Annotated in this window: 13 protein-coding genes and 2 pseudogenes; 5 read left to right on the top strand and 10 right to left on the bottom strand. The window is 71.4% G+C overall.

From position 1 onward, the window contains the following. Positions 1 to 212 precede the first annotated feature (212 nt). The 6 genes and pseudogenes from BRM1_RS04175 to BRM1_RS04150 all read right to left on the bottom strand — a co-directional run. A pseudogene (locus BRM1_RS04175) lies at positions 213 to 929 on the bottom strand (class C sortase); the annotation flags it as partial. Between the two features lie 136 nt (positions 930 to 1,065). Next, a complete protein-coding gene (locus tag BRM1_RS04170) occupies positions 1,066 to 1,809 on the bottom strand; it encodes a SpaH/EbpB family LPXTG-anchored major pilin (RefSeq protein WP_268528588.1) in 744 nt (247 codons plus the stop codon). A 61-nt stretch (positions 1,810 to 1,870) separates the two neighbouring features. Beyond that, positions 1,871 to 2,458: pseudogene (locus tag BRM1_RS04165) on the bottom strand (SpaH/EbpB family LPXTG-anchored major pilin); the annotation flags it as partial. A 130-nt stretch (positions 2,459 to 2,588) separates the two neighbouring features. Then, positions 2,589 to 4,868, bottom strand: coding sequence for a SpaA isopeptide-forming pilin-related protein (locus BRM1_RS04160; protein ID WP_268528585.1), 2,280 nt, complete (start codon positions 4,866 to 4,868; stop codon positions 2,589 to 2,591). A gap of 326 nt (positions 4,869 to 5,194) precedes the next feature. After that, on the bottom strand, positions 5,195 to 5,944 hold the full coding sequence (locus BRM1_RS04155) for a VOC family protein (RefSeq protein WP_160954187.1): 750 nt from the start codon (positions 5,942 to 5,944) through the stop codon (positions 5,195 to 5,197). 287 nt (positions 5,945 to 6,231) lie between these two features. Beyond that, positions 6,232 to 7,110: an N-acetylmuramoyl-L-alanine amidase gene (locus tag BRM1_RS04150; RefSeq protein WP_268528582.1), complete on the bottom strand. Its 879-nt coding sequence runs from the start codon at positions 7,108 to 7,110 to the stop codon at positions 6,232 to 6,234. A 362-nt stretch (positions 7,111 to 7,472) separates the two neighbouring features. Between BRM1_RS04150 and BRM1_RS04145 the strand changes: the two genes are divergently transcribed. Further along, on the top strand, positions 7,473 to 9,593 hold the full coding sequence (locus BRM1_RS04145; RefSeq protein ID WP_268528579.1) for a DNA gyrase/topoisomerase IV subunit B: 2,121 nt from the start codon (positions 7,473 to 7,475) through the stop codon (positions 9,591 to 9,593). A 70-nt stretch (positions 9,594 to 9,663) separates the two neighbouring features. On the opposite strand, the gene BRM1_RS04140 is transcribed toward BRM1_RS04145, so the two are convergent. Then, positions 9,664 to 10,476: a M56 family metallopeptidase gene (locus BRM1_RS04140; RefSeq protein WP_160954190.1), complete on the bottom strand. Its 813-nt coding sequence runs from the start codon at positions 10,474 to 10,476 to the stop codon at positions 9,664 to 9,666. A gap of 21 nt (positions 10,477 to 10,497) precedes the next feature. Beyond that, positions 10,498 to 10,854 (bottom strand): BlaI/MecI/CopY family transcriptional regulator, encoded by a 357-nt coding sequence (locus tag BRM1_RS04135; protein WP_160954191.1) that lies wholly within the window; start codon positions 10,852 to 10,854, stop codon positions 10,498 to 10,500. A 274-nt stretch (positions 10,855 to 11,128) separates the two neighbouring features. Here BRM1_RS04135 and BRM1_RS04130 point away from each other — a divergent pair, with 274 nt between their 5' ends. The 3 genes from BRM1_RS04130 to cydC are packed head-to-tail and all read left to right on the top strand — an operon-like array spanning position 11,129 to position 17,326. Next, positions 11,129 to 12,700 (top strand): cytochrome ubiquinol oxidase subunit I, encoded by a 1,572-nt coding sequence (locus tag BRM1_RS04130; RefSeq protein WP_160954192.1) that lies wholly within the window; start codon positions 11,129 to 11,131, stop codon positions 12,698 to 12,700. Between the two features lie 10 nt (positions 12,701 to 12,710). Further along, positions 12,711 to 13,754, top strand: coding sequence for a cytochrome d ubiquinol oxidase subunit II (gene cydB, locus BRM1_RS04125; protein ID WP_268528571.1), 1,044 nt, complete (start codon positions 12,711 to 12,713; stop codon positions 13,752 to 13,754). Continuing rightward, positions 13,751 to 17,326, top strand: a complete 3,576-nt coding sequence (gene cydC, locus BRM1_RS04120) for a thiol reductant ABC exporter subunit CydC (RefSeq protein WP_268528568.1) — start codon at positions 13,751 to 13,753, stop codon at positions 17,324 to 17,326. Before cydB ends, cydC begins: the two co-directional genes overlap by 4 nt. Positions 17,327 to 17,404: 78 nt before the next feature. Here the strand turns inward: cydC and sepH are convergent, their stop codons facing one another. Continuing rightward, the gene (sepH, locus tag BRM1_RS04115; RefSeq protein WP_268528565.1) at positions 17,405 to 18,742 is read right to left on the bottom strand and encodes a septation protein SepH; all 1,338 of its coding nucleotides are present in this window, start codon (positions 18,740 to 18,742) and stop codon (positions 17,405 to 17,407) included. A 183-nt stretch (positions 18,743 to 18,925) separates the two neighbouring features. Between sepH and BRM1_RS04110 the strand changes: the two genes are divergently transcribed. Further along, complete coding sequence (locus tag BRM1_RS04110) at positions 18,926 to 20,047, top strand: ferrochelatase (RefSeq protein ID WP_268528562.1); 1,122 nt, start codon at positions 18,926 to 18,928, stop codon at positions 20,045 to 20,047. A gap of 37 nt (positions 20,048 to 20,084) precedes the next feature. Here the strand turns inward: BRM1_RS04110 and BRM1_RS04105 are convergent, their stop codons facing one another. Further along, positions 20,085 to 20,324 carry a hypothetical protein gene (locus tag BRM1_RS04105; protein ID WP_268528559.1) on the bottom strand — a complete coding sequence of 80 codons (240 nt, stop codon included), beginning with the start codon at positions 20,322 to 20,324 and terminating at the stop codon, positions 20,085 to 20,087. Positions 20,325 to 20,421 lie beyond the last annotated feature (97 nt).

The following is a 20,421-nucleotide window of genomic DNA, read 5'->3' as shown; positions in this document are numbered from 1 at the left end:
TTCGCCCCGCGCCCGGCCCGCGGCGTGTGCGCGGGCCTCCGCCCACTCAGCCAGACATAGGCGAGCGCTGCGAGCAGGCAGGCCCCCAGGAGTACGGCCCACCACGGGAGCCCGGGGATGTTCGGGTCCGCGGTGCCGGACTGCGCATCGCCGGCAGGGGTGGGGAACACCCGCTCGGCGGTCACGAGAATGCGCTGCGAGTTGATGCCCAGGGGCGTGCACGTGACGAGCGTGACGAGGTCGCGACCCTCTTCGGGACGCAGGCGCTGGGTTTCGCTGGGATCGACGACCTCGGTGCGGATGACGCGATAGGACAGGACCTCGCCGAATGTGGTGAGCGTGAAGCGATCGCCTTTGCCCACCTGGTCGAGGTGGGTGAACATCGTCGCCTCGGCCAGGCCTCGATGGCCGGTGATGACGGATCGGGTGCCCTCGCCGCCCACCGGCAGCGAGGTGCCCTCGAGGTGCCCCAGGCCCTTGAGCAGCGTGGGATCCGACGTGCCGTGGTAGATGGGGAGGTCCAGCCCGATGCTCGGAATCTTCAGTCGGGACATGACGCCCGTGCCCGGGTCCTTGAGCTGGTCCGCGTAGGACGGCGCGCCGGCACCGGGGCGGCCCTGTGAGGCGGGGAGCCGCTCGTTGGCATTGAGGACCGCGCCGCTGACCAGCAGGCTGTTGTAGCGCCGTGCCTGTGCCAGGATGTGGGCGTCCTCGGCCCGATCGGGGTCGGAGGCAGTGGCGTCGCGGATTGCCTGCGACTGATCGAGCTGAGCGAACCACGCTGCGATGGAGGGGTATGCCCACACACATGCGCCGACGAGGGCGATGGCGGCGATGAGCGCGGGCAGCTTGGGAAAGACCCAGCGCCGTGTGCTCGGCGCAGTGCCGTCCCCGGCGGGCCGCGCAGGTGTGTCAAGGGGGGTGCTCATGGTGTCCTTCGAATCGCACTCCGCAGGGGAGCGCTGGCGGCCGGGGCGGTCGACTGCATACAGTCGACCGCCCCGGCCTGCAGCGGATCGTGCCGGGCGGGGCCGCACTCATCGGGAGTGCAACCCGCGTGGGAGATCAGCCCCGACGGCGCCTGCGGCTGCTGGTCACGACGCCGGCGCCCACCGCGATGAGCACGAGCCCGATTCCGCAGATGGTGAGCATGAGCTGCCCGTTGGCGCCGGTGAGCGGCAGATTCGGGTGATTCTGCTGGACGTTCTCGACCTTGATGACGACCGGCGAGGTCGTGCCGTTCGCCTTCACGGTCACCTTGCGCACCTGCTCGTCGAGCACGTAGCCGGCGGGAGCCTTCGTCTCTTTGATCCAGTAGTCCTTCTGCGCGACGTCGTTGTTGCCGACCCACAGGGAGATGTTCGCCCGGCCATCATCGCCGGTGGTCACGGTGCCCACCTTCGTGCTGGCACCGGCATCGGAGAAGATGTCGAACGTGGCGCCCGCGAGGGCCTTCGCCTCATCGCCCTGCGCGTACTTGAGGATCTGCAGCGGACCCCAGTTGGTGCTCGGCACGTTCGTGTCGTTCTTCGAGTCGTTGACGAACACCGTCGCCTTGTTCTTGATGACACCATCGCCGCCCAGCGAATTCACCTTGGTGACGAGCGTGATGCTGATATCGGTGCCCGCCTGGAGCTTGGCGCGGCCGGCAGCGGTGAATGTGATCGACACGAGTCCATTGGACTCTGCGACGGTGTAGTCCGTTCCCTGGGCGAAGCCGGCGTTGTCGACCTTCGCGGAGACGTAGGACAGGCGCGAGTCCAGCTGGTCGGTGACGACGAACTTGTCGAAGGACTTGGCGCTGGGCACGGGGGGCCTTGATGTGCCAGGTGACCTCGGAGCCCAGCACGGGAGTGGCCGGAGCGTCGACGGTCTTCTCCGGCGTCGTGTCGTTGACCTGGTTCTTGGGGTAGACGTGGACGTCGTAGAGCCAGTTGCCGTTCGACTGCGGCAGGGGGAGGGTGACGAGGAACGGCTCGGACTTCGTCACGACGTTGTTCGAACCGGTATTGGTCTCCGTGACGAGGTAGAGGCCCAGCGGCAGCCCGGACGTCGTCGCGGTGCCGTCGGCGCCGGTGGTGACGGGCGAACCGGAGCCCAGCGTGTAGCCGTTGCCGCCGGTCACGTCGGAGGACTGGACGCCCTTGATGATGTCCCAGCCCTCGGGGGTGGTCAGGTCGATCGCCTTGCCGCTCTTCTGCGAGACGGGCGCGATCGTGAACTCGACACCGGACAGGGGCTTGCCCAGATTGGACGTGTCGCCGATCTGGGTGCCGTCACCGGCAGAGCCCTCATTGCCCGCGAACTTGTGGATGGTCAGCGAACCGGTCTTCGACGGATCGATGTTGCCGACGCCGCCGGCTGCGTGGGCAGCGCCGCTCGACCAGCCGAGGCTGACGAGTGCGACGGCGACCGCGACGGCCAGCCACCGCCACAGGGTGGGGAGTGCGTTGCTCATGGTGTGCTCTTTCTTGTTCGGCGGGCCAGTGTGAGCGGGCCGCGCTGTTCTTCATTGAACGGGAAGGTCGGAGTGAACGTGCGGGGCTCGAGGACCGCGGCGCCGGCCGCGGTCTGAGTAGCAGTTGGGGTCAGGAGCGTCGCCTCCGCACGCGGAGCACGAGGCCGGCCGCTGCCGCGGCGCCCACGAGAGAGGCACCGAGTACGAAGTACGGCAGGGAGCCGTTGCCACCCGTCAGGGGGAGTGCGACGGTGGGCGCTTGGTTGTTCGTGTATCGCCCCAGGTCGATCGCTAGTGCGTCAGCACGGATCGTGAACGGGTGCGGAGTCGAGTTGAGTTGATAGCCGGCCGGGGCCTTGGACTCCGTGAGCGTGTAATCACCCCATGTGAGGTCGACGACCCGGAATGCCCCGGCAGCCGGATCCTTGTCGGAGCCCGTGCAGGCGGTGGCCGCAGCCTCGATGCAGTCCTCGACCTTCACCGTGGCCGAACCGGGGCCCTTGAGCGACCAGACCGAGCCCTTGAGCGCATTGCCCGCAACGTCGATCTTCTTCCACGTGACGCTGCCGGGCTTGTCGACGTTCTTGAGGGTGCAGCTGGCGGACTGGCCGGTCGTGAGCGTGATCGTCTTCGCGTCCGCGTTGTATGTACCGCCCGTGCAGGTGATGGATTCCAGGTCGTAGCCGTTAAACTGGTCTTCGCTGAGCGCATAGGTCCCGGTGGCCACGTAGCGCTTCAGCCCCGAATCGAACGCGAGGCGGTCGGCCGTTCCGGCCTTGGCGAACAGGTGACCGTTCCAGCTCTCGGCTGCCCGCGTGCCCCCGTGCGTATTAGCGACCTGCTTGGTGAGCGTGAGCGTCTGGCAGGCGACCGTATTGGTCACCTGGTAGCTGTTCTTGCCCTCCTGGAGGGTCACACTGCGCCCGGACGCCGGCAGACTGGGGGAGCCGCTGATACCCGTTCCGGCTACCGTTGAGTCGGTGAGGGTGCAGCCCGGCAGTTTCGAGTCGCTGATCGAGGTGGTCTCGCTGAGCTTGACGGTGTCACCCGCGGTGTAGCCACCGCGCTCCTCGCCCCAGCTAGGTGGGCCCGTCTTGTTGCCGGTGGGCGCCACACCCAGCGTGGCGCTCAAGCCGTCGGGCTGCTTGCCGTGGGCATAGGGCGTGCCGTCGACCATCCATGTCTTGTCCGCCTGGAGTGAAGAGGCCTTGGGCGTGTTCGTCAGGGTGCACACGATGGACTGCCCGGACTGCGGAACCGTGAACGAGCCGCCGGTTGTTGACCCGGTGACGGCGGGCGACATCGGCTTGCCGTCGATCAGGCACTCGTACTTCGAGGCATACCGCGAGAGCTCGGTGGAGCCTGCGGCCGTTTCATTGAAGCTCATGGTTGCACCGCGCGTCGCGGGGAACGGCCCGATCTGCTTGTCCTGGAGACCCGTCGCGGTGCCTGCGGTCGTTGTGTTCGCCACTTCCGTCGTGCTGGAGGGTGTGCGCCCGCTGAAGAGCCCGAGTCGGAACTGGTCACTTGTACTCGCTCGAGCCGCGACGTCCTTCTGTACCGTGATGGTCGGCGGTGAGGCGCAAGAGGCAAGGTCCCACGAGCTGGAGAGTTTGTTCGTCACGGTGGTTCTGTCTGTCCAGTTCGGCATCTCGAAGCGCTGGAGTTCACTGGTCTGACCGAGGTAACCGCGGCCATCGGAGTCAAACGCGACTCCGTTCATGCTCGTCGCTGTTGCGACGTCGTTGGTGACGGAAGCCGCGAGCTCTCCGCCATCCGCCGCTGCGAGCGTTAAGGCCTTGACCGCGTAGATTTCCGAGGAGCTGCCGACGCCGCGCACGACGAACATGTTGCCCTGGGTATCGAAGGCGAGGTCACCGTTCTGGGAGGCATTGGAACCGGTCGCCTTCGTTGCTACAAACCCGAGGTACGAAAATCTTTTCGTTTGCGGCTGGTATTCGTATAGCTGGAACTTCTTGCCGTTATTCGTAAATCCCCCGAAGAGGAAACTGCCGGTTTTGAGGTTGACCGCTCCGGCAACGAGATTGGCGTCGAGGCCCTGCAGGGAGGCATCGTATGAGTCACCTGTGTTTGTCCACCTCTCGCTGCCCGGGTCGTAGGTATAGATAAGCGCTTTCGTGAGGGCTGACCCGCGGCCGTTTGTGCTGCGTTCGTAGGCGTACACGGAGGATCCGCCCTCCCCAATACCCAAGCCATTGAACTGTGAAACACCACTTGCAGCCGTGCCTATCGTGCTGACCGCCGGGTTAGCGCCAGGCGAGAACTTCTGCAGCTGCCCTTTGTCTCCGAGGGCGTAAATGGAGTTGTTTGTGCAGTCGAGGCGACCGGCTGCTATCGCAGGCGTCATCGTGAGAAGCGGCGTCACGCCGAGCAGTGTGAGCAGGAGCACGGCGGTAGCGGCGAGTAGCCTGCGCAGCCGCGTGGACTGAGGTCTCGCGGAGGTGGCGTGCAGGAGCGGGCGGCGCACCGGGCCGCGGTGGGGTGACGTCATTGTCGTCCCTTGGTCGAGAGCGGAAGCTTCACTCCGCGGGAGGAAGGCCGCAGATCGTATCTACCGAGAAACGTACACCGGTTCATACCCGGTTTCGGATGAATCAGTGTGAAAATTTCCGCAAACGTCGACGGCCCCGAATCGGAGAAGCCGATTCGGGGCCGTCAGTGCAGGTCGGGCTGGGTTCGAGCTTCGACACGACCGGGCGCGTGACGAGGCGGAGTTCAGCGCTGGGCGGGCGCGAGCACCGTGAACGCCGCGTTGTGGGTGTCGATGAACCGGCCCACGCGTCCCCGCGGGGACGCGGCGGGCTCGGCGAGGAGGGCACCGCCGAGCGCTTCGACGCGCGCGGCCGTGGCATCGACGTCGGCAACCTGGATGTAGGACTCCCAGTGACCGGGGATCTCGCTGGCGCTGATGTCGGCCATCCCGCCCAGCAGCTCGCCGCCCGCGGAGAACGTCTCATACCCGGGGCCCGCGGCGGGATCGGCGGCGAAGTCCCAGCCGAACACCGTCGAGTAGAAGGCGGAGGCCGCCGGGTCCTTCGTGTGCAGCTCGTACCAGCACGTGGCGCCGTCGACGCCTACCGCGCCGAAGCCGCGGTCATCGTCATAGGCGAGCGCGCCGAACGCCGTCCCGGCGGCATCGGCGACGAGCGCCACGGAGGCGTGCTCGTCGAAGTCGGGGATCGCCATCATTGCTGTGCCGCCGGCCTCCTCGACGTCCTCGAGGAACGCCGTGAGCTCGGCGACCTTGAAGTACAGCGACCAGAAGCCCGGCTGCCCGGCGGGCGCCTGCTCCGGCTGCGGGCTGATCCCGGCCACCGGCGCACCGCCGACGAGGGCCCGCACCCCGAAGCCCATCGGGCCGGGGGATGCGAACTCCCACCCGAACAGCCCGCCGTAGAACTCCTGCGCTGCGGTGAGGTCGGGTGAGCTGAGCTCGGCCCAGCACGGCTTCGTATTCGCGTTCACGGTGTCTCCTCGGCTCGGATGAGCGCGCACCGCGCTCGACCCCATTCTCGCAGGTCCGTTCCGCACCGGGTGCGGCGCGTACCGGCTCCGGGGGACCATGCCGGGCCAGTCGAACGCCCGGCGCGGCGGCGTCGCGCGTTGTACAGCCGACAGCCCCACGGCTGACAGCCCCGCGGCCGTGAGCCCGGCAGCCGTCAGCCCGGCAGCCGGCCACTCCGCGGCCGAACGCCCCGCCACCGACCGCCCCGCAGCCGATCATCCTGCGGCCGGCCGCCGTGCGAGGCCGCTCAGCCGCCCGCGTGCACGTAGTCGCCGATCCCGGCGACGATCGCCGTGGCGTAGCGCTTCTGGCCCGCCTTCGTGCGCATGAGCGCGGCCTCGGAGGGGTTGTTCATCTCCGCGCACTCGACGAGTGCGGTCGGCACGGAGGAGTTCATGAGGCCGGCGAGGTCCGTGCGTTCGTTGAGCCCGTCCGAGCCATAGCCCGCGCGGTTGACGGGGAAGCCCTGGTCCTTGAGCTGCGCGACGAGGTCCTTGCCCAGCCGCTTGGACGCGGCCACCTCGGGCCCCTTGGGCGCGATGATGACCCCGAAGCCCTTGGCCGAGCGGCTCTCCGTGCCGTTGGCGTGGATGCTCACGAGCAGGTCCGCGCCCTTCTCCTTCGCGAACGTCCCGCGCTCGTCCACGCACGGGCCCACGCCCTTGTCCGAGGTACGCGACATGACCACGGTGGCGCCGGCGGCCTCGAGCTGCTTCTTCGCCGCCTTGCCCACGGCCCACGTGAAGGCGTGCTCCTCATAGCCGTCCTGGGTGGCGGTGCCGGTCGTGTTGCACGCCTTCGTGCCGCCATTGCCGTCCGGGACCTGCTTGTTGATCGCGGAGAGGTGCGAGGCATTGCCCCCGTTGTGCCCGGGGTCCAGGGCGATTGTCGTGCCCTCGAGTGCACCCTCCGCGATGCCCGCCGAGGCATCCTTCGCCTCGGTGGGCCGCGCCGACGCCGAGGCGCCCGCCGTGCTGGCCGCGCCCGCGGAGGCGGCGCTGGGCTCGGGGCGCAGGGTGCTACTGCGCGGTGAGGGGGGACCGTCGCCCGCGGACTGGGCGCCGCAGCCCACGAGGATGAGCGGGCAGGCAAGGAGCGCCAGGGAGCGCAGGAGAGGGTGGGCCATGGCCCCAGTATGTCCCATCCTCCGCAATCCGGCGGGTCGTGCCCGGCTGCGCGCACCGGCGGGCCGTGCCCGATGCCGGTGTCGCGCCCCGCGCCCCGCCCGCGCGCTCCGGCCCGGCTCCGAGTGTGCCCCGCTCGCACGCGCTGGCCCGGGGCGGTCCCCGGGGCAATCCGTGCCCCACCGACCGCACCTCATCGAATCGAACACGGGTACGTCAGCATCCCCGACCGGGTGAGGACAGGACTCCGTCGGGCGCCGGAAATCGCGGGCCGTCCCGGCGCGGCAGCGCGCGCCGCGGCGGCGCTGTTCTAAAATCGACGGGGTCGGCCGGCGAGTGCCCGGCGGGCAGCGAAGGGAGCCACGTGGCGGCGAAGAAGGCAGGCGGCGAGGACTACGGCGCGCACCAGCTGCAGGTGCTCGAGGGCCTCGAGGCGGTGCGCAAGCGCCCCGGCATGTACATCGGATCGACCGACTCCCGCGGCCTCATGCACTGCCTGTGGGAGATCATCGACAACTCCGTCGACGAGGCGCTGGCCGGCCACGGCACGGACATCGCCGTGACGCTCCACGCCGACGGCTCCGTGGCCGTCGCCGATGACGGCCGCGGCATCCCGGTCGACATCGAGCCTAAGACCGGGCTGATCGGCGTCGAGGTCGTCATGACGAAGCTGCACGCCGGCGGCAAGTTCGGCGGCGGGTCCTACCAGGCCGTGGGCGGCCTGCACGGGGTGGGCGCCTCCGTCGTCAACGCGCTGTCCGCCCGGCTCGACGTCGAGGTCACCCGCGCCGGGAAGGTCCACCGCATGTCCTTCCAGCGCGGCAAGCCCGGCCGCTTCGACGACGACGGCGGCGAGCCCTCGCCCGACAGCCCGTTCACCCCCTTCACCACGGCCAGCGAGCTCGACATCGTGGGCAAGGCCAAGCGCGGGGTGACCGGCACCCGAGTGCGCTACTGGGCCGATTCGCAGATCTTCATCAAGGACGCCCGGTTCGACGACGCCTCGCTCGTCGACCGCGCCCGCCAGACCGCATTCCTCGTGCCCGGCCTGGGGATCTCCGTGCGCGACCTGCGCGGCCTGGCCCGTGATGAGACGGGTGCCCCGATCGCGGAGAAGCTCGACGAATTCCGGTTCGACGGGGGGATCTCCGCCTTCGTCGAGCACCTGGCCATGGACGCCGGACTCACCGACGTGTGGCGCCTGGCCGGCGAGGGCACGTTCACGGAGACGGTCCCGATCCTCGACGACCACGGCCACATGGTCTCCACGGAGGTCGCGCGCGACGTCGCCGTCGACATCGCCGTGCGGTGGGGGACCGGCTACGACACGCGGGTGAAGAGCTTCGTCAATATCATTGCCACGCCCAAGGGCGGCACCCACCTCACCGGCTTCGAGCAGGCCCTGCTCAAGACGCTGCGCAAGCAGGTGGAGGCCAATGCGCGCAAGCTCAAGGCGGGCAAGGACAAGCTCGAGAAGGACGATGTGCTCGCCGGGCTGACGGCCGTCGTCACGGTCAAGCTCGCCGAGCCCCAGTTCGAGGGCCAGACGAAGGAGGTGCTCGGCACCCCCGCCGTGCGCCAGATCGTCGCGAAGACGGTCGAGCGCGAGCTCACCGCGCTCCTCGAATCGCAGAAGCGCCCGGTGAAGGCGCAGGCCGCCACGCTGCTGGAGAAGGTCGTCTCGGAGATGAAGTCGCGCATCTCCGCGCGCACCCACAAGGAGAACCAGCGCCGCAAGACCGCGCTCGAGTCCTCCTCGCTGCCGGCCAAGCTCTACGACTGCCGCAAGGGCGATGTCGAGCACTCGGAGCTGTTCATCGTCGAGGGCGACTCCGCCATGGGCACCGCGAAGGCCGCCCGGGATGCCGACTTCCAGGCGCTCTTCCCCATCCGCGGCAAGATCCTCAACGTCCAGAAGGCATCGGTTGCGGACATGCTGGCCAACGCCGAGTGTGCGGCGCTCACCCAGGTGATCGGGGCCGGCTCCGGGCGCAGCTTCGACCTCGACGCCGCCCGCTATGGCAAGATCATCATCATGACGGACGCGGACGTGGACGGTGCGCACATCCGCACGCTCCTCCTCACGCTGTTCTTCCGCTACATGCGCCCGCTCGTCGAGGCCGGGCGCGTCTTCTCCGCCGTCCCGCCGCTGCACCGTGTGGAGATCATCAACCGCGGCAAGCCCAACGAGGTCGTCTACACCTACTCGGAGGCCGAGCTCCACCAGCTCGTCCGCAGGCTCGAGAAGGGCAAGCGGGGATACAAGACCCCGCAGCGCTACAAGGGCCTCGGGGAGATGGACGCGGACCAGCTCGCGGAGACGACGATGGACCCCGAGCACCGGCTCCTGCGCCGGGCCGCGATGGCCGACCTCGAGGCCGCGGACCGCACGTTCAACCTGCTCATGGGCTCCGATGTCGCGCCGCGCAAGGAGTTCCTCATCTCCGGCGCCGCCGTCCTCGACGCGGAGCGCATCGACGCTTAAACCGCACCGCGCCCGAGGCGCCGGCCGGCACCCACGCCGCGCCCGCGCCTCGGGCACGGCGTGGGTGCCGTCAGCCCAGCCGGCTCAGCCGGACCCGCGTGAGCGCCTCGTTCGACTCGCCCGGGTGGATGCCCGCGCTCGTGGCGATAGCGGAGGCCAGCGCCTCGGGGCCTGCCTCGCGGACCGCCGCATCGTCGGCCATGAACTCGATGAGCGCGGACACGGCGGAGAGCGCGCGCGCCGTTGCGGGCAGGAAGGGCAGCGCCCGGTGCCAGGCGGCGAACGGGATGACGAAGAGCTGGTGGTGGTAGCGCAGGTGGGCGGACTCGTGGGCGATGACGGCGCGGCGCTCGGGCTCGCTCAGCGCCGCGATGAGCCCCGTGGAGAGCACGGTGGTGCCCGGCGCCCCGGTGCCGCGGGCGGCGGCGCCCGGCACGCAGTAGGCTAGCGGCACCTCGGAGGGCAGGAGCCGCGTCCCGGGATCGGCCTGGGAGGGGCTCGTCAGCAGCTCCACGAGCGCCACATGGCGCCGGCGGGCGCGCTGGGCGCGCACGTACTGGGCGACGAGGCACCACAGCAGTCGCGCGAGCATGACGAGCGCGGCCACGAGCAGCGCCCACTGCCACCACGCCAGGGGTCCTGCGCCGCTGCGCTGCGGATCGCCGGCGGCCAGCCTGAGGGCGTGCAGGCTGGGCACGAGGGCCAGCAGGGTGATCGCCCCGACGAGTGACAGGCCGCCGGCCAGCCCAAGGCCCTGCCAGAGGGCCATGAGCACGGTGGGGGAGCGGGCGAGCGTCGCCCGCGCCATCGCCTCGGGAATGGGCCAGGCGAGCACGAGGGCCACGAGGGCAAGGCAGAGGCCCAGGATGAAGAGGGTGAGCACGGCGCGGACCTGCCGCCTGCCTCAGGAGGCGCGCTGGGCGCCGAGGAGGCTGGAGAGGAACGCGGTGTCGGATTCCGAGACGGTGCCGACGAAGCGCGCGAGCACGGCCTGGCGGTCGGACGCCTGGTCGAGGACCTCGGTCATCATGTCGACCATGTGGTCCTCGCGGGTGGAGGTGGGCACGTAGCGGTGGGGCCGGGTGGACCGGTCGCGGCTGACGAACCCCTTCTTCTCCAGGCGGGTGAGGACGGTGTGGACGGTGGTGAGGGCGAGATCGCGCGCGGCGAGGCCGTCGCGCAGATCCGCGGCGGTCATGCCGTCGCCGCTGGTCCACAGCGCGTTCATCACGCTGCGCTCGAGTTCACCCAGAGTTCCCACGCTGTCCGTATCCCTTCGCGGCCGCCCACGGCGGGCGGCTCCACTGCCATCATACTTCTACACCGCGTAGATTATCGCAACACAAGCATGTGCGAATCCGGGGAGTCTGGGCCCCCGGGGCGCCCGATCCCGACATGTGGGACGGCTAGGACGCTGGCGTGGACGGGTGCCGCCTGGGAGGGCCTCCCGTGCTCGCTGGGAGTATTCTACGAAGTGTAGAAATGAGGTCCCGCGGAGCCGACCGGCGCCGGCGGGCACAAGCGAGGAGGAACTCGTGGATCCCGTACTCGTCGGGCGGTGGCAGTTCGGCATCACCACCGTCTACCACTTCTGGATGGTCCCGCTCACGCTCGGCCTGGGCCTGCTCGTGGCCATCCTGCAGACCGTGTACAACCGCACCGGCAACGACGTGTGGCTGCGCGCCACGAAGTTCTGGGGCAAGCTCTACCTCATCAACTTCATCATGGGCGTGGCCACCGGCATCGTCCAGGAGTTCCAGTTCGGCATGGCGTGGTCGGAGTACTCCCGCTACGTCGGCGACGTCTTCGGCGCCCCCCTCGCCATGGAGGCGCTCATCGCCTTCTTCCTCGAGTCCGTCTTCCTGGGCCTGTGGATCTTCGGCTGGGGCCGGCTCAACCGCAAGCTGCACCTGGGCGTGCTCTGGGCCGCCGTCATCGGCTCCTGGATCTCCGCCTTCTTCATCATCGCCGCGAACTCCTGGATGCAGCACCCCGTGGGCGTCGAGGTGATCGACGGCCGGCCCAAGCTCGTCGACATCTGGGCGGTGCTCGGCAACAACACCGCGATCGCCGCGTACTTCCACACGCTCTCCGGCGCCGTCGCCGTGGGCGCCGCGTTCATGCTCGGCATCGCCTGGTACCACCTGTGGCGCCGCAGGAAGGACGGGATCGACACCGTCGACGACCTCGGCCGCGTGGTCGTGGGCGAGGCCCCGGAGATCCCCGGCCGCGACCGGACCGACCACACGGTGTGGCTGCGCTCCCTGCGCATCGGCGCCTGGGCGGCCATCTTCGCCTTCGCCGCCGTTGCGCTGACCGGCGACATCCAGGCCAAGCTCATGTACGTCCAGCAGCCCATGAAGATGGCCTCAGCGGAGGCGGCCTGCCACACCGGCAACCAGTTCTCCGTGCTCACCGTGGGCGACCTCAGCTCGAACAACTGCAAGGACGTCCACCCGGTCATCGAGATCCCCGGGCTCCTGTCGTTCCTGGCCAAGGGCAACTTCACCGAGGACGTCCCCGGCGTCCAGCCGCTCGTCCCGCAGTACCAGGAGAAGTACGGTCAGACCTACCCGGACGACGAGGCGGCGGGCATCCACGCCGGCCAGCAGATCAACTACCAGCCGCTCATGATCGTCACCTACTGGGGCTTCCGCCTCATGATCGGCTTCGGCGTGCTCTCCGCCGCCGCGGCGGCCTACGCGCTGTGGGCCACCCGCAAGGGCACGGTCCCGCGCAGCGCGTTCCTGTCCAAGCTCGCCCTGTGGGGCATCACCGCGCCCTTCATCGCGAACTCCGCCGGCTGGGTCTTCACGGAGATGGGCCGCCAGCCCTTCGTCGTGGCGCCCAACCCGGACGCCTCCGGCATCGACGGCGTCTACCTCTACACGGCCGCAGCGAGCTCGCCGTCCGTGTCCGCCGGGGAGATGCTCTTCTCGCTCATCACCCTGACCCTCCTCTACGGAGTGCTCATGGTCTTCGAGCTGCTCCTGCTCATCCGCTTCGTGCGCGGCGGCGTGGCCTCGGCCATGCCGGAGCTCGACCACCAGAACTACAAGCCCACGGTGTCGTCGGACCACGACGACGTCCTGTCCTTCGCCTACTGAGGAGCCCGCGATGTCCGACGCACTTCCGACCATCTGGTTCATCCTCATCGCCGTCCTGTGGCTCGGCTACCTCTTCCTCGAGGGATTCGACCTGGGCGTGGGCACCCTGCTCAAGGGGTTCGCCAAGAACGAGCAGGAGCGCCGCCTGCTCATCAACACGATCGGCCCCGTCTGGGACGGCAACGAGGTGTGGCTGCTCACCGCGGGCGGCGCCACCTTCGCGGCGTTCCCCCTGTGGTACGCCTCGCTGTTCTCCGCGCTCTACCTCCCGCTCACGCTCGCGCTCGTCGCGCTGATCCTGCGCGCCATCGCGATCGAGTACCGCGGCAAGGGTCACACGGACCGCTGGCGCGCCGGCTGGACCTGGTGCATGTCCGCGGGCTCCGCCGTCGCCGCCTTCTGCGTGGGCGCGATGCTCGCGCTCACGACGACCGGGATGCCGCTCAACGAGCGCGGCGACAATGTGGGCGGCCCGTTCGCCTGGGTCAACGCCTACGCGATCATCGGCGGGCTGGGCGTGCTGGGCTTCTGCATCCTCCACGGGCTGCTCTTCCTCACGCTCAAGACCGACGGCGACGTGCGCCACCGCGCGGCGCGCATCGCCGGCAGCTGGGGGCCGCTGCTTCTGCTGCCGCTCGTGGCCTGGGCCGTCATCATCGTGGTCCGCTCGGGCCACTGGTGGGGCTGGGTGCTCCTGCTCATCGCGGCCGGCGCCGCGGCGTACTCGTGGATCGCGATCCGCGGGGGCCGGGAGAAGGCCGCGTTCCTCGCCGAGTCCGGGTTCCTCGTGGCCGGCGTGGCGGCGATCTTCTCGAGCGTCTACCCCGTCGTCATGCCCTCCACCCTCGACCCGCAGTTCTCGCTGACGGTCGGCGGCGCATCCTCGTCGGCCTATACGCTGACGGTCATGCTCATCGTCGCCATCGTCTTCGTGCCGCTCGTCATCCTCTACCAGTCCTGGAGCTACCGCGTGTTCGCCCAGCGGCTGAGCGTCGAGCACATCCCCGCCGCGCACGTCATCCCGAAGGCCGTGCGCTCCGCCGCGCACTCATGAGCCGGCGGCAGGGCCCCGCGGGACCGGCGCTGGCCGATCCCGCGGGGCGCCGCGCGCTGCTCGCCCTCACCGCCACCGCGCTGGTCCGGGCGGTGGGCCTCGTGCTCATCGCCGAGGCGGTGGCCCGCGGCATCGTCGCGCTGCCCCACGGTGAGCCGATCGGCACCGCCCTGGCCTGCGGCATCGTGGGCGCGCTCCTGCGCGGCGCGGCGGCGTGGGCCCAGCGCAGCATCGGAGCGCGGGCGGCGGTCGCCGTCAAGACCGCGCTGCGCGCCGCGCTCGTGGACCGGGCGATCGCGGGCTCCGGGCGCGACCTGCCGCTGTCCGACGGGGCCCTGACCGTCGCGGCCACCCGCAGCCTCGACGACCTCGACGACTACTACACCGCAGTGCTGCCCGCCCTGACGTCCGCGGCGGCGATTCCGCTGGTGCTGGGCGTGCGGATCGCCTTCGCGGACCTCACGAGCGCCGTCATCCTCCTCATCACCCTGCCGCTCGTGCCGCTGTTCATGGTGCTCATCGGCAAGTACACCTCGGGGCGCGTGGCCGAGGCCGTCCACAGCCTCGACCAGCTCTCCACGAACCTCGTCGAGCTCGCCCGGGGCCTGCCGGTGCTCATCGGCCTGGGCCGGGTCCGCGCCCAGACCCGCGCGCTGGCGGCCATGAGCGAGTCCTACCGCCGTACGACGCTGCAGACCCTGCGCGTCGCGTTCCTCAGCGCGCTGGCACTCGAGCTCATCGCCACGATCTCCGTGGCCCTCGTGGCGGTCTTCATCGGCGTGCGGCTCGTGGCCGGCACGATGGACCTCGAGGCGGGCCTGCTGGCCCTCGTCCTGGCGCCCGAGGTCTTCCTGCCGCTGCGCCAGCTGGGGGCTGCCTTCCACTCCTCGGAGAACGGGATGGCCGCCCGCGAGCGCGCCCAGGAGATCATCGCCTCGGAGCCGGCGGCGCCCGCGGGCGAGCACCCGGCCCCCGGCGCGGCCGAGCCCCTGGTGCTGGAGAGCCTGAGCGTGTCCTACGCCGGGCGCGCCGAGCCCGCACTGGCCCCGTGCAGCGCGCGCATCGGCGCGGGACTCACCGTCGTCGCCGGGCCTTCGGGGGCGGGCAAGTCGACGCTCCTGGGCGTCCTCGCCGGCCTCGTGCGCACCGACGCCGAGACCACGGTGAGCGGCAGCGCCACCGGAGTCCCCGCCGCCCTCGCGCTGGCCGCGCAGGCCCCGCGGACGTTCGCCACCACCCTGCGCGCGGAGCTGAGCGCCTACGCCGGCCGCCCGCTCGCGGCCGAGGAGGCCGCCGGGCTCCTGACCCGGGCGAGCCTCGCGCTGGAGCCCGAGTTCCCGTGCGCGGCGCTCAGCCCCGGTGAGCTGCGGCGCCTGGCGCTGGCCCGCGCGCTGGCCGGCGTCGAGGCGGGCGCCGGCCTGCTGCTGGCCGATGAGCCCACCGCCCACCTCGATGCCGCGGCCGCGGCCCGCGTGCGCGCCGAGCTGGCCGCCGTGGCCCGCACGGTGCCCGTCATCGCCGCCACCCACGATCCGGCGCTGCTCGCCGCCGCGCAGGCCCGCATCGACGTGGGCGCGCCCGGCTCCCGGCCGCACGCCTCGCCGGCACGCGCGAACACCGCGGGCGCCGCCTCGGCCCCCAGCGCCGTCGCCCCGGCCGGCAGCGCGCCAGCCGCGTCCATCGCCCCGTCACCCGCCGGGGTGCCGACGGCCCCGGCCGCTGCGGACCCGGTCGGGTCGGACCGCCCGGCGGCCCATCCGGCAGGAGCGGACGGCCCGGAGTCCGCTGCCGGGAACCGGCCCCCGCTGCGCACCCTGCTCGGGCGCCTGGCGCGTGCCGTGGACATCCGGGCGCCCAAGTTCTGGCTGGCCGTGCTCATGGGCGTCTGCTCGGCCGCGGCGGCGAGCGCCCTCATCGCCGTCTCCGGCTGGCTCATCGTGCGCGCCGCCGCCCACCCGCCGATCATGTACCTGCTCGTCGCGATCGTGGGCGTGCGCTTCTTCGGCATCTCGCGGTCCGTCTTCGCCTACGCCAAGCAGCTCTGCCTCCACGACGCCGTGCTGGGCGCGCTCACCCGGCTGCGCGCCGCCGTGTGGACGGCGTTCGCGCGCACGGGGACCGCCAACCGCACGCTCCTGCGCGGCGAGCTCGCCCTGCGCCGCCTCATCTCCGACGTCGACGACATCCGGGATCTGGCGCCCCGCGTGGTGCTCGGGCCCATCGTCGCCGTCATCCTCGCCGCCGCGGCGATCGGCGTCGAGTGGTCCGTCCATCCGGCCGCGGGCCTCCTCACCGCGCTGGGCTGCGCCGGCGCGCTGCTCGCCGCGCCGGCACTCGCCCTGGCCGCCGATGCGCACGCGAGCACCGCCCGCCTGAGCGCCCGCGGCAGGGTGCTCGACGGGCTCGCCCGCCTGCTGTGGGCGCGCGAGGACCTCATCGCCGCGGGCCGCGCCCCGGCGGCCGCGGCGCAGGTCGCCCGCGACGATGTCCGCACAGCGGGCTGGGAGGCGCGCGCCCTGCGCGCCACCGGCGCCGGCGAGGCCCTCGTCACGGTGTGCGGCGTGCTCACCGGCGTGCTCATGCTGCCGGTGCTCGCCGGGGCCGTGGCGGCCGGGGAGGTCTCCGGCGAGATGCTCGCGGTGGCCGTGCTGCTGCCGCTCTCGCTCATCGATCCGTTCGCCGATGCCCTGACCTCCCTCCAGCAGTGGCCTGCGCTGGCCTCCGTGCTCGCGCGCACCCCGGAGCTCGACCGCGAACCGTTCGCCGCAGGCGCTCGGGCACTCGAGGCCGAGGCCGGGGATGGCGGTGCGGCCAGGGGAGCTGCCGACGGCGGCGGGGCGGTCGGCGGCGGGTCACTCGCTCACGGCGCCGCACGCCTGCGGGAGGGCCAGCCGCGCGAGCTCGTGCTGCGCGATGTGGCCGCCCGCTGGCCGGGCACCGACCGCGATGTGTTCACCGGGCTGAGCGCCGCCGCGCAGCGCGGTTCCTGGACGGTCGTCACCGGCCCCTCCGGGGCAGGCAAGACGACTTTGGTGAGCATCGTGCTGCGCTTCCTCGATCCGCGCGCGGGCAGCTACGCGCTCGACGGCGGGGATGCCCTGGCGCTGTCGCCCGAGGACCTCGCGGGCCACATCGCCTGGTGCCCGCAGGAGGCGCACGTCTTCGATTCGAGCCTGCGGGCCAACCTGCTCCTCGCCCGGCCGCGCGACCTGGCGCCCGACGACGCGGAGCTCACTGCGGTGCTCGAACGGGTGGGGCTGGGCGGCCTGGCCGCGGACATGGGACTCGACGCGCGCATCGGCGCCGGGGGCGGCCGGCTCTCGGGCGGCCAGCGCCAGCGGCTGGCCGTGGCGCGCACCCTGCTCGCCGGCGCCAGCGCGATCGTGCTCGACGAGCCCACCGCGCACCTCGACGAGGCCCTGGCAGCGGCGCTCATGGCGGACCTGCGGGCCGGCCTGGCCGACACCGCCGTGATCCTCGTGACCCACGACGAATCGCTTGCGCTGGCGGGGGACCGCCGCGTGGCGGTGGGCGCCCGGCCCGCAGCCGTTCCGGTCGCTCAGCCGCGCTGAGCGGCCGGGCGGCCTGACTGCGGACGGCCAGGCGGGACCGGAACGTGCCTGCCCCGGGGCCACCGGGACGGATGGGCGTCAGTCGCGCTTCGAGCCGAACATGATCTCATCCCAGCTGGGCAGCGACGTGCGCCCGCCGCGGCGCTTGGACTGCTGCTCACCCGGATCCTTGGCATCCGAGGCGCGCAGCGGCTCGGACGGGCCCCCTCCCGCCTCGTTCTCCGGGGCGCCGTCGGTCACACCCGGCTCGTCGAGCAGCGAGGGCTGATCCGGGGTCGCGGCGTCATCGAAGAGCACGCCCGGGGCGATCGGCTCGGTGTCATAGGAGGTGCGCTGCCCGGCGGGAGAGTGCGCTGCCTGGGCACCCTGCTCCTGCGTCCCCGGATCGTGCGCCGCGGACTCCTGCGCATCGGGGTGCAGCGGCGCATCGGCGAGTGCCTCAGATTCGGCTCCCCATGCCTGCGCCTCGTCATCGGCGCTGCGCGGCAGCGGGAAGACGCCGTCGTCCTTCGCGTCCTGCGGACGCGAGAGAGCGGTGTGGGCGCCATCGGGATGCGTGGGCGGCTCCTCCGCGACGGAGTGCAGCCCCGGGGGCTGCTCGCGCGGGGCCTGGGTGTCGTCCGGGCGCCCGCGGCGTCGGCGCAGCCCCTCGAGGATCCGGCCGGTCTCCGCGGCCTGGTCGCGGTGAGCGGCACCGCCCGCGGGGGCGCCGGGAGCCTCGCCGGGCGCGGGCGCGGCGGTGCGCTGCGCCCCGCGCGCCGCGCGCTGCTCGCTGCGGCGGTTCTCCGCCTCGATGTTGAACACGCGCTCGGTGCCGGAGCCGAAGTTCGGGATGGGCCCGGAGTCGGTGGGGCCGGCATCGGAGAGCCAGCGCGCCTCGTCGTCGAGCGGGCGCACCGAATTGTGGCGGTACTCCCACGCGGCGGTGCGCCGGCTGCTGGCCGCGGTGAAGGACAGTTCGACGTGCCACGCGCCGCCCTGGGACTTCCAGGCGTCCCACTTCATCGAGTCGAGGTCGACCTCGCGCAGCGCCAGCCGCTCGGCGGCGAGCTGGGCGAGGGGCCGGGGGGCGTCGTCCAGGTCGTTCTGGGGGTAGACCAGGCAGCGGCCCGCGCGCCCGGCGGTGTGGCGGCGCTCGGCGAGCACGGGGTGCTCGTAGGTGCGCACGTGCTCGAGGTCGGCGCCGGTGGTCTCCGCGATCTCCTCGGCGGTCATGCCGGAGCGGACCATCGCCTGGATGTCGCGGGGGCGCAGCGGCTCGCCGGGGGCGGGGCCGCCGGCGCGGCGGGCCCGGTCGCGCCGGACCGCGGCGAACAGCTCGTCGTCGATGGGCAGGGTGAACTGCTCACCGCTGCCGTCGGCGAGGACCAGCGTCGCCCCGTCGTCGACGGCGCCCTGCAGGCTCAGCTCGGTCATCTGCGCTCCTTCGTGGTCGGACTTCGCTCCCGATCGTGTCACGCGCGGCCCGCGGCCGCGGGCATTGGCGGCGCGAGTCGCGCGATCCGGCGGCCGAAATCGCCCCATTCCGCCCCTCGGGACCGGCGATCTTGCCCTGAGTCCCGGCGCTGTGCTGCGCCGGGGCGCCGCTAGGCTGGCCCCATGAGCTCAGTCCAGCCCTTCGACGCAGTCATCCTCATGTCCTTCGGCGGTCCCGAGGCGCCGGAGGAGGTGCTGCCGTTCCTGCAGAACGTCACGCGCGGGCGCGGCATCCCCGATGAGCGCCTCGTGGAAGTGGGGGAGCACTACTACGGGTTCGGCGGCAAGTCGCCCATCAACGATCAGAACCGCGCCCTGCTCGCGGAGCTGCGCGCCGAATTCGACCGGCGGGGAATCGACGTGCCGGTGCTGTGGGGCAACCGCAACTGGGAGCCCTATCTCACCGACGTCGTGCGCGCCGAGCACGAGCGCAGCGGCGCCCGCCAGTTCCTCGCGATCGACACCTCGGCGTACTCGAGCTACTCCTCGTGCCGCCAGTACCGCGAGGACTTCGCCAAGACGATTGACGTGCTGGCCGCCGAGGGCATCGAGGTGGGCTTCGACAAGATCCGCCAGTACTTCAACCACCCCGGCTTCGCGGCCGCGGAGCTCGACTGCGTGCGCACGGCCGCGCGGGCGTTCGCGGCCAAGACCGGCGGCCTCGACCCGGAAAGGCACCGCCTCCTCTACGTCACGCACTCGATCCCCGATGTCATGGAGGACGCCTCCGAGGCGCAGACCGCGGGCTACCGGGCCCAGCACGAGGCGCTCAAGGACTGGGTGAACGAGCAGCTGGCCGACGAGGTCCCGCTGCGCTCCGAGCTCGTCTACTGCTCGCGCTCGGGACCGCCGTCCATGCCGTGGCTCGAACCCGATGTCAACGACCGGATGGCCGAGCTCAAGGAGGATGGCGTCGAGGGCGTCATCGCGGTGCCCCTGGGCTTCGTGTCGGACCACATGGAGGTCAAGTACGACCTCGACACGGAGGCGGCCGAGACGGCGGCGGAGCTGGGGTTCGCCTATGAGCGGGCGGCCACCGTGGGCCTCAAGCCGCAGTTCGTCGCCGGACTCGTCGACCTCGTCGAGGAGCGGGCCGCGCAGCGCCGCGGCGAGCCGGTGGCCCCCCCGGCCGTCACCCGCCTGCCGGCACTGGCCGATGGCAGCGGGGCGTGCAGCTTCGAGTGCTGCCGCGGGGTGCGCGAGCGGCCCACCGTGCCCAACTGGCTGCCGGCCCCCGGCGCCTGAGGCGGCGCGGGCGGGGCCGCGCCTGGTCCGGGCGGCCTCAGCTGCTCGGACCGCGCTGGGCCTCGGGGACGATCGGGATGGCGCCGGTCTCCGCGGCGAGGATGCGCTGCATCTCCGCGGTGTCGACCTCGTTGTCGCCGGCGATCTCGACGAGGCCCTGCAACTCGTCGACCAGCGATTCCACGAGGTAGTCCTCGTCCGCGGCGCGCGCGGCGCGCAGGCGCTCCTGCAGATCGGCGATGCGGCGGTCGAGCTCGGCTTCGAATTCGCTGGTCATGACATCACCATCCTGTTCGTCGGGTATCCGCACCCTACTGTTTCATGGAACACATCGAAACAGCTATCTCATCATGTGAATCGCGTTTCTGAGACTG

The sequence above is a fragment of the Brevibacterium sp. BRM-1 genome, assembly GCF_026802075.1.
GTDB lineage: Bacteria > Actinomycetota > Actinomycetes > Actinomycetales > Brevibacteriaceae > Brevibacterium > Brevibacterium rongguiense.
This window is presented reverse-complemented; position numbering and strand designations above follow the sequence as displayed.

Excerpts from the sequence above, each read along its gene's own strand:
- BRM1_RS04105 (WP_268528559.1), bottom strand. The coding sequence starts at position 20,324 with ATGACCAGCGAATTCGAAGCCGAGCTCGACCGCCGCATCGCCGATCTG.
- BRM1_RS04150 (WP_268528582.1), bottom strand. The coding sequence starts at position 7,110 with ATGGCCCACCCTCTCCTGCGCTCCCTGGCGCTCCTTGCCTGCCCGCTC.
- sepH (WP_268528565.1), bottom strand. The coding sequence starts at position 18,742 with ATGACCGAGCTGAGCCTGCAGGGCGCCGTCGACGACGGGGCGACGCTG.
- cydB (WP_268528571.1), top strand. The coding sequence starts at position 12,711 with ATGTCCGACGCACTTCCGACCATCTGGTTCATCCTCATCGCCGTCCTG.
- BRM1_RS04110 (WP_268528562.1), top strand. The coding sequence starts at position 18,926 with ATGAGCTCAGTCCAGCCCTTCGACGCAGTCATCCTCATGTCCTTCGGC.
- cydC (WP_268528568.1), top strand. The coding sequence starts at position 13,751 with ATGAGCCGGCGGCAGGGCCCCGCGGGACCGGCGCTGGCCGATCCCGCG.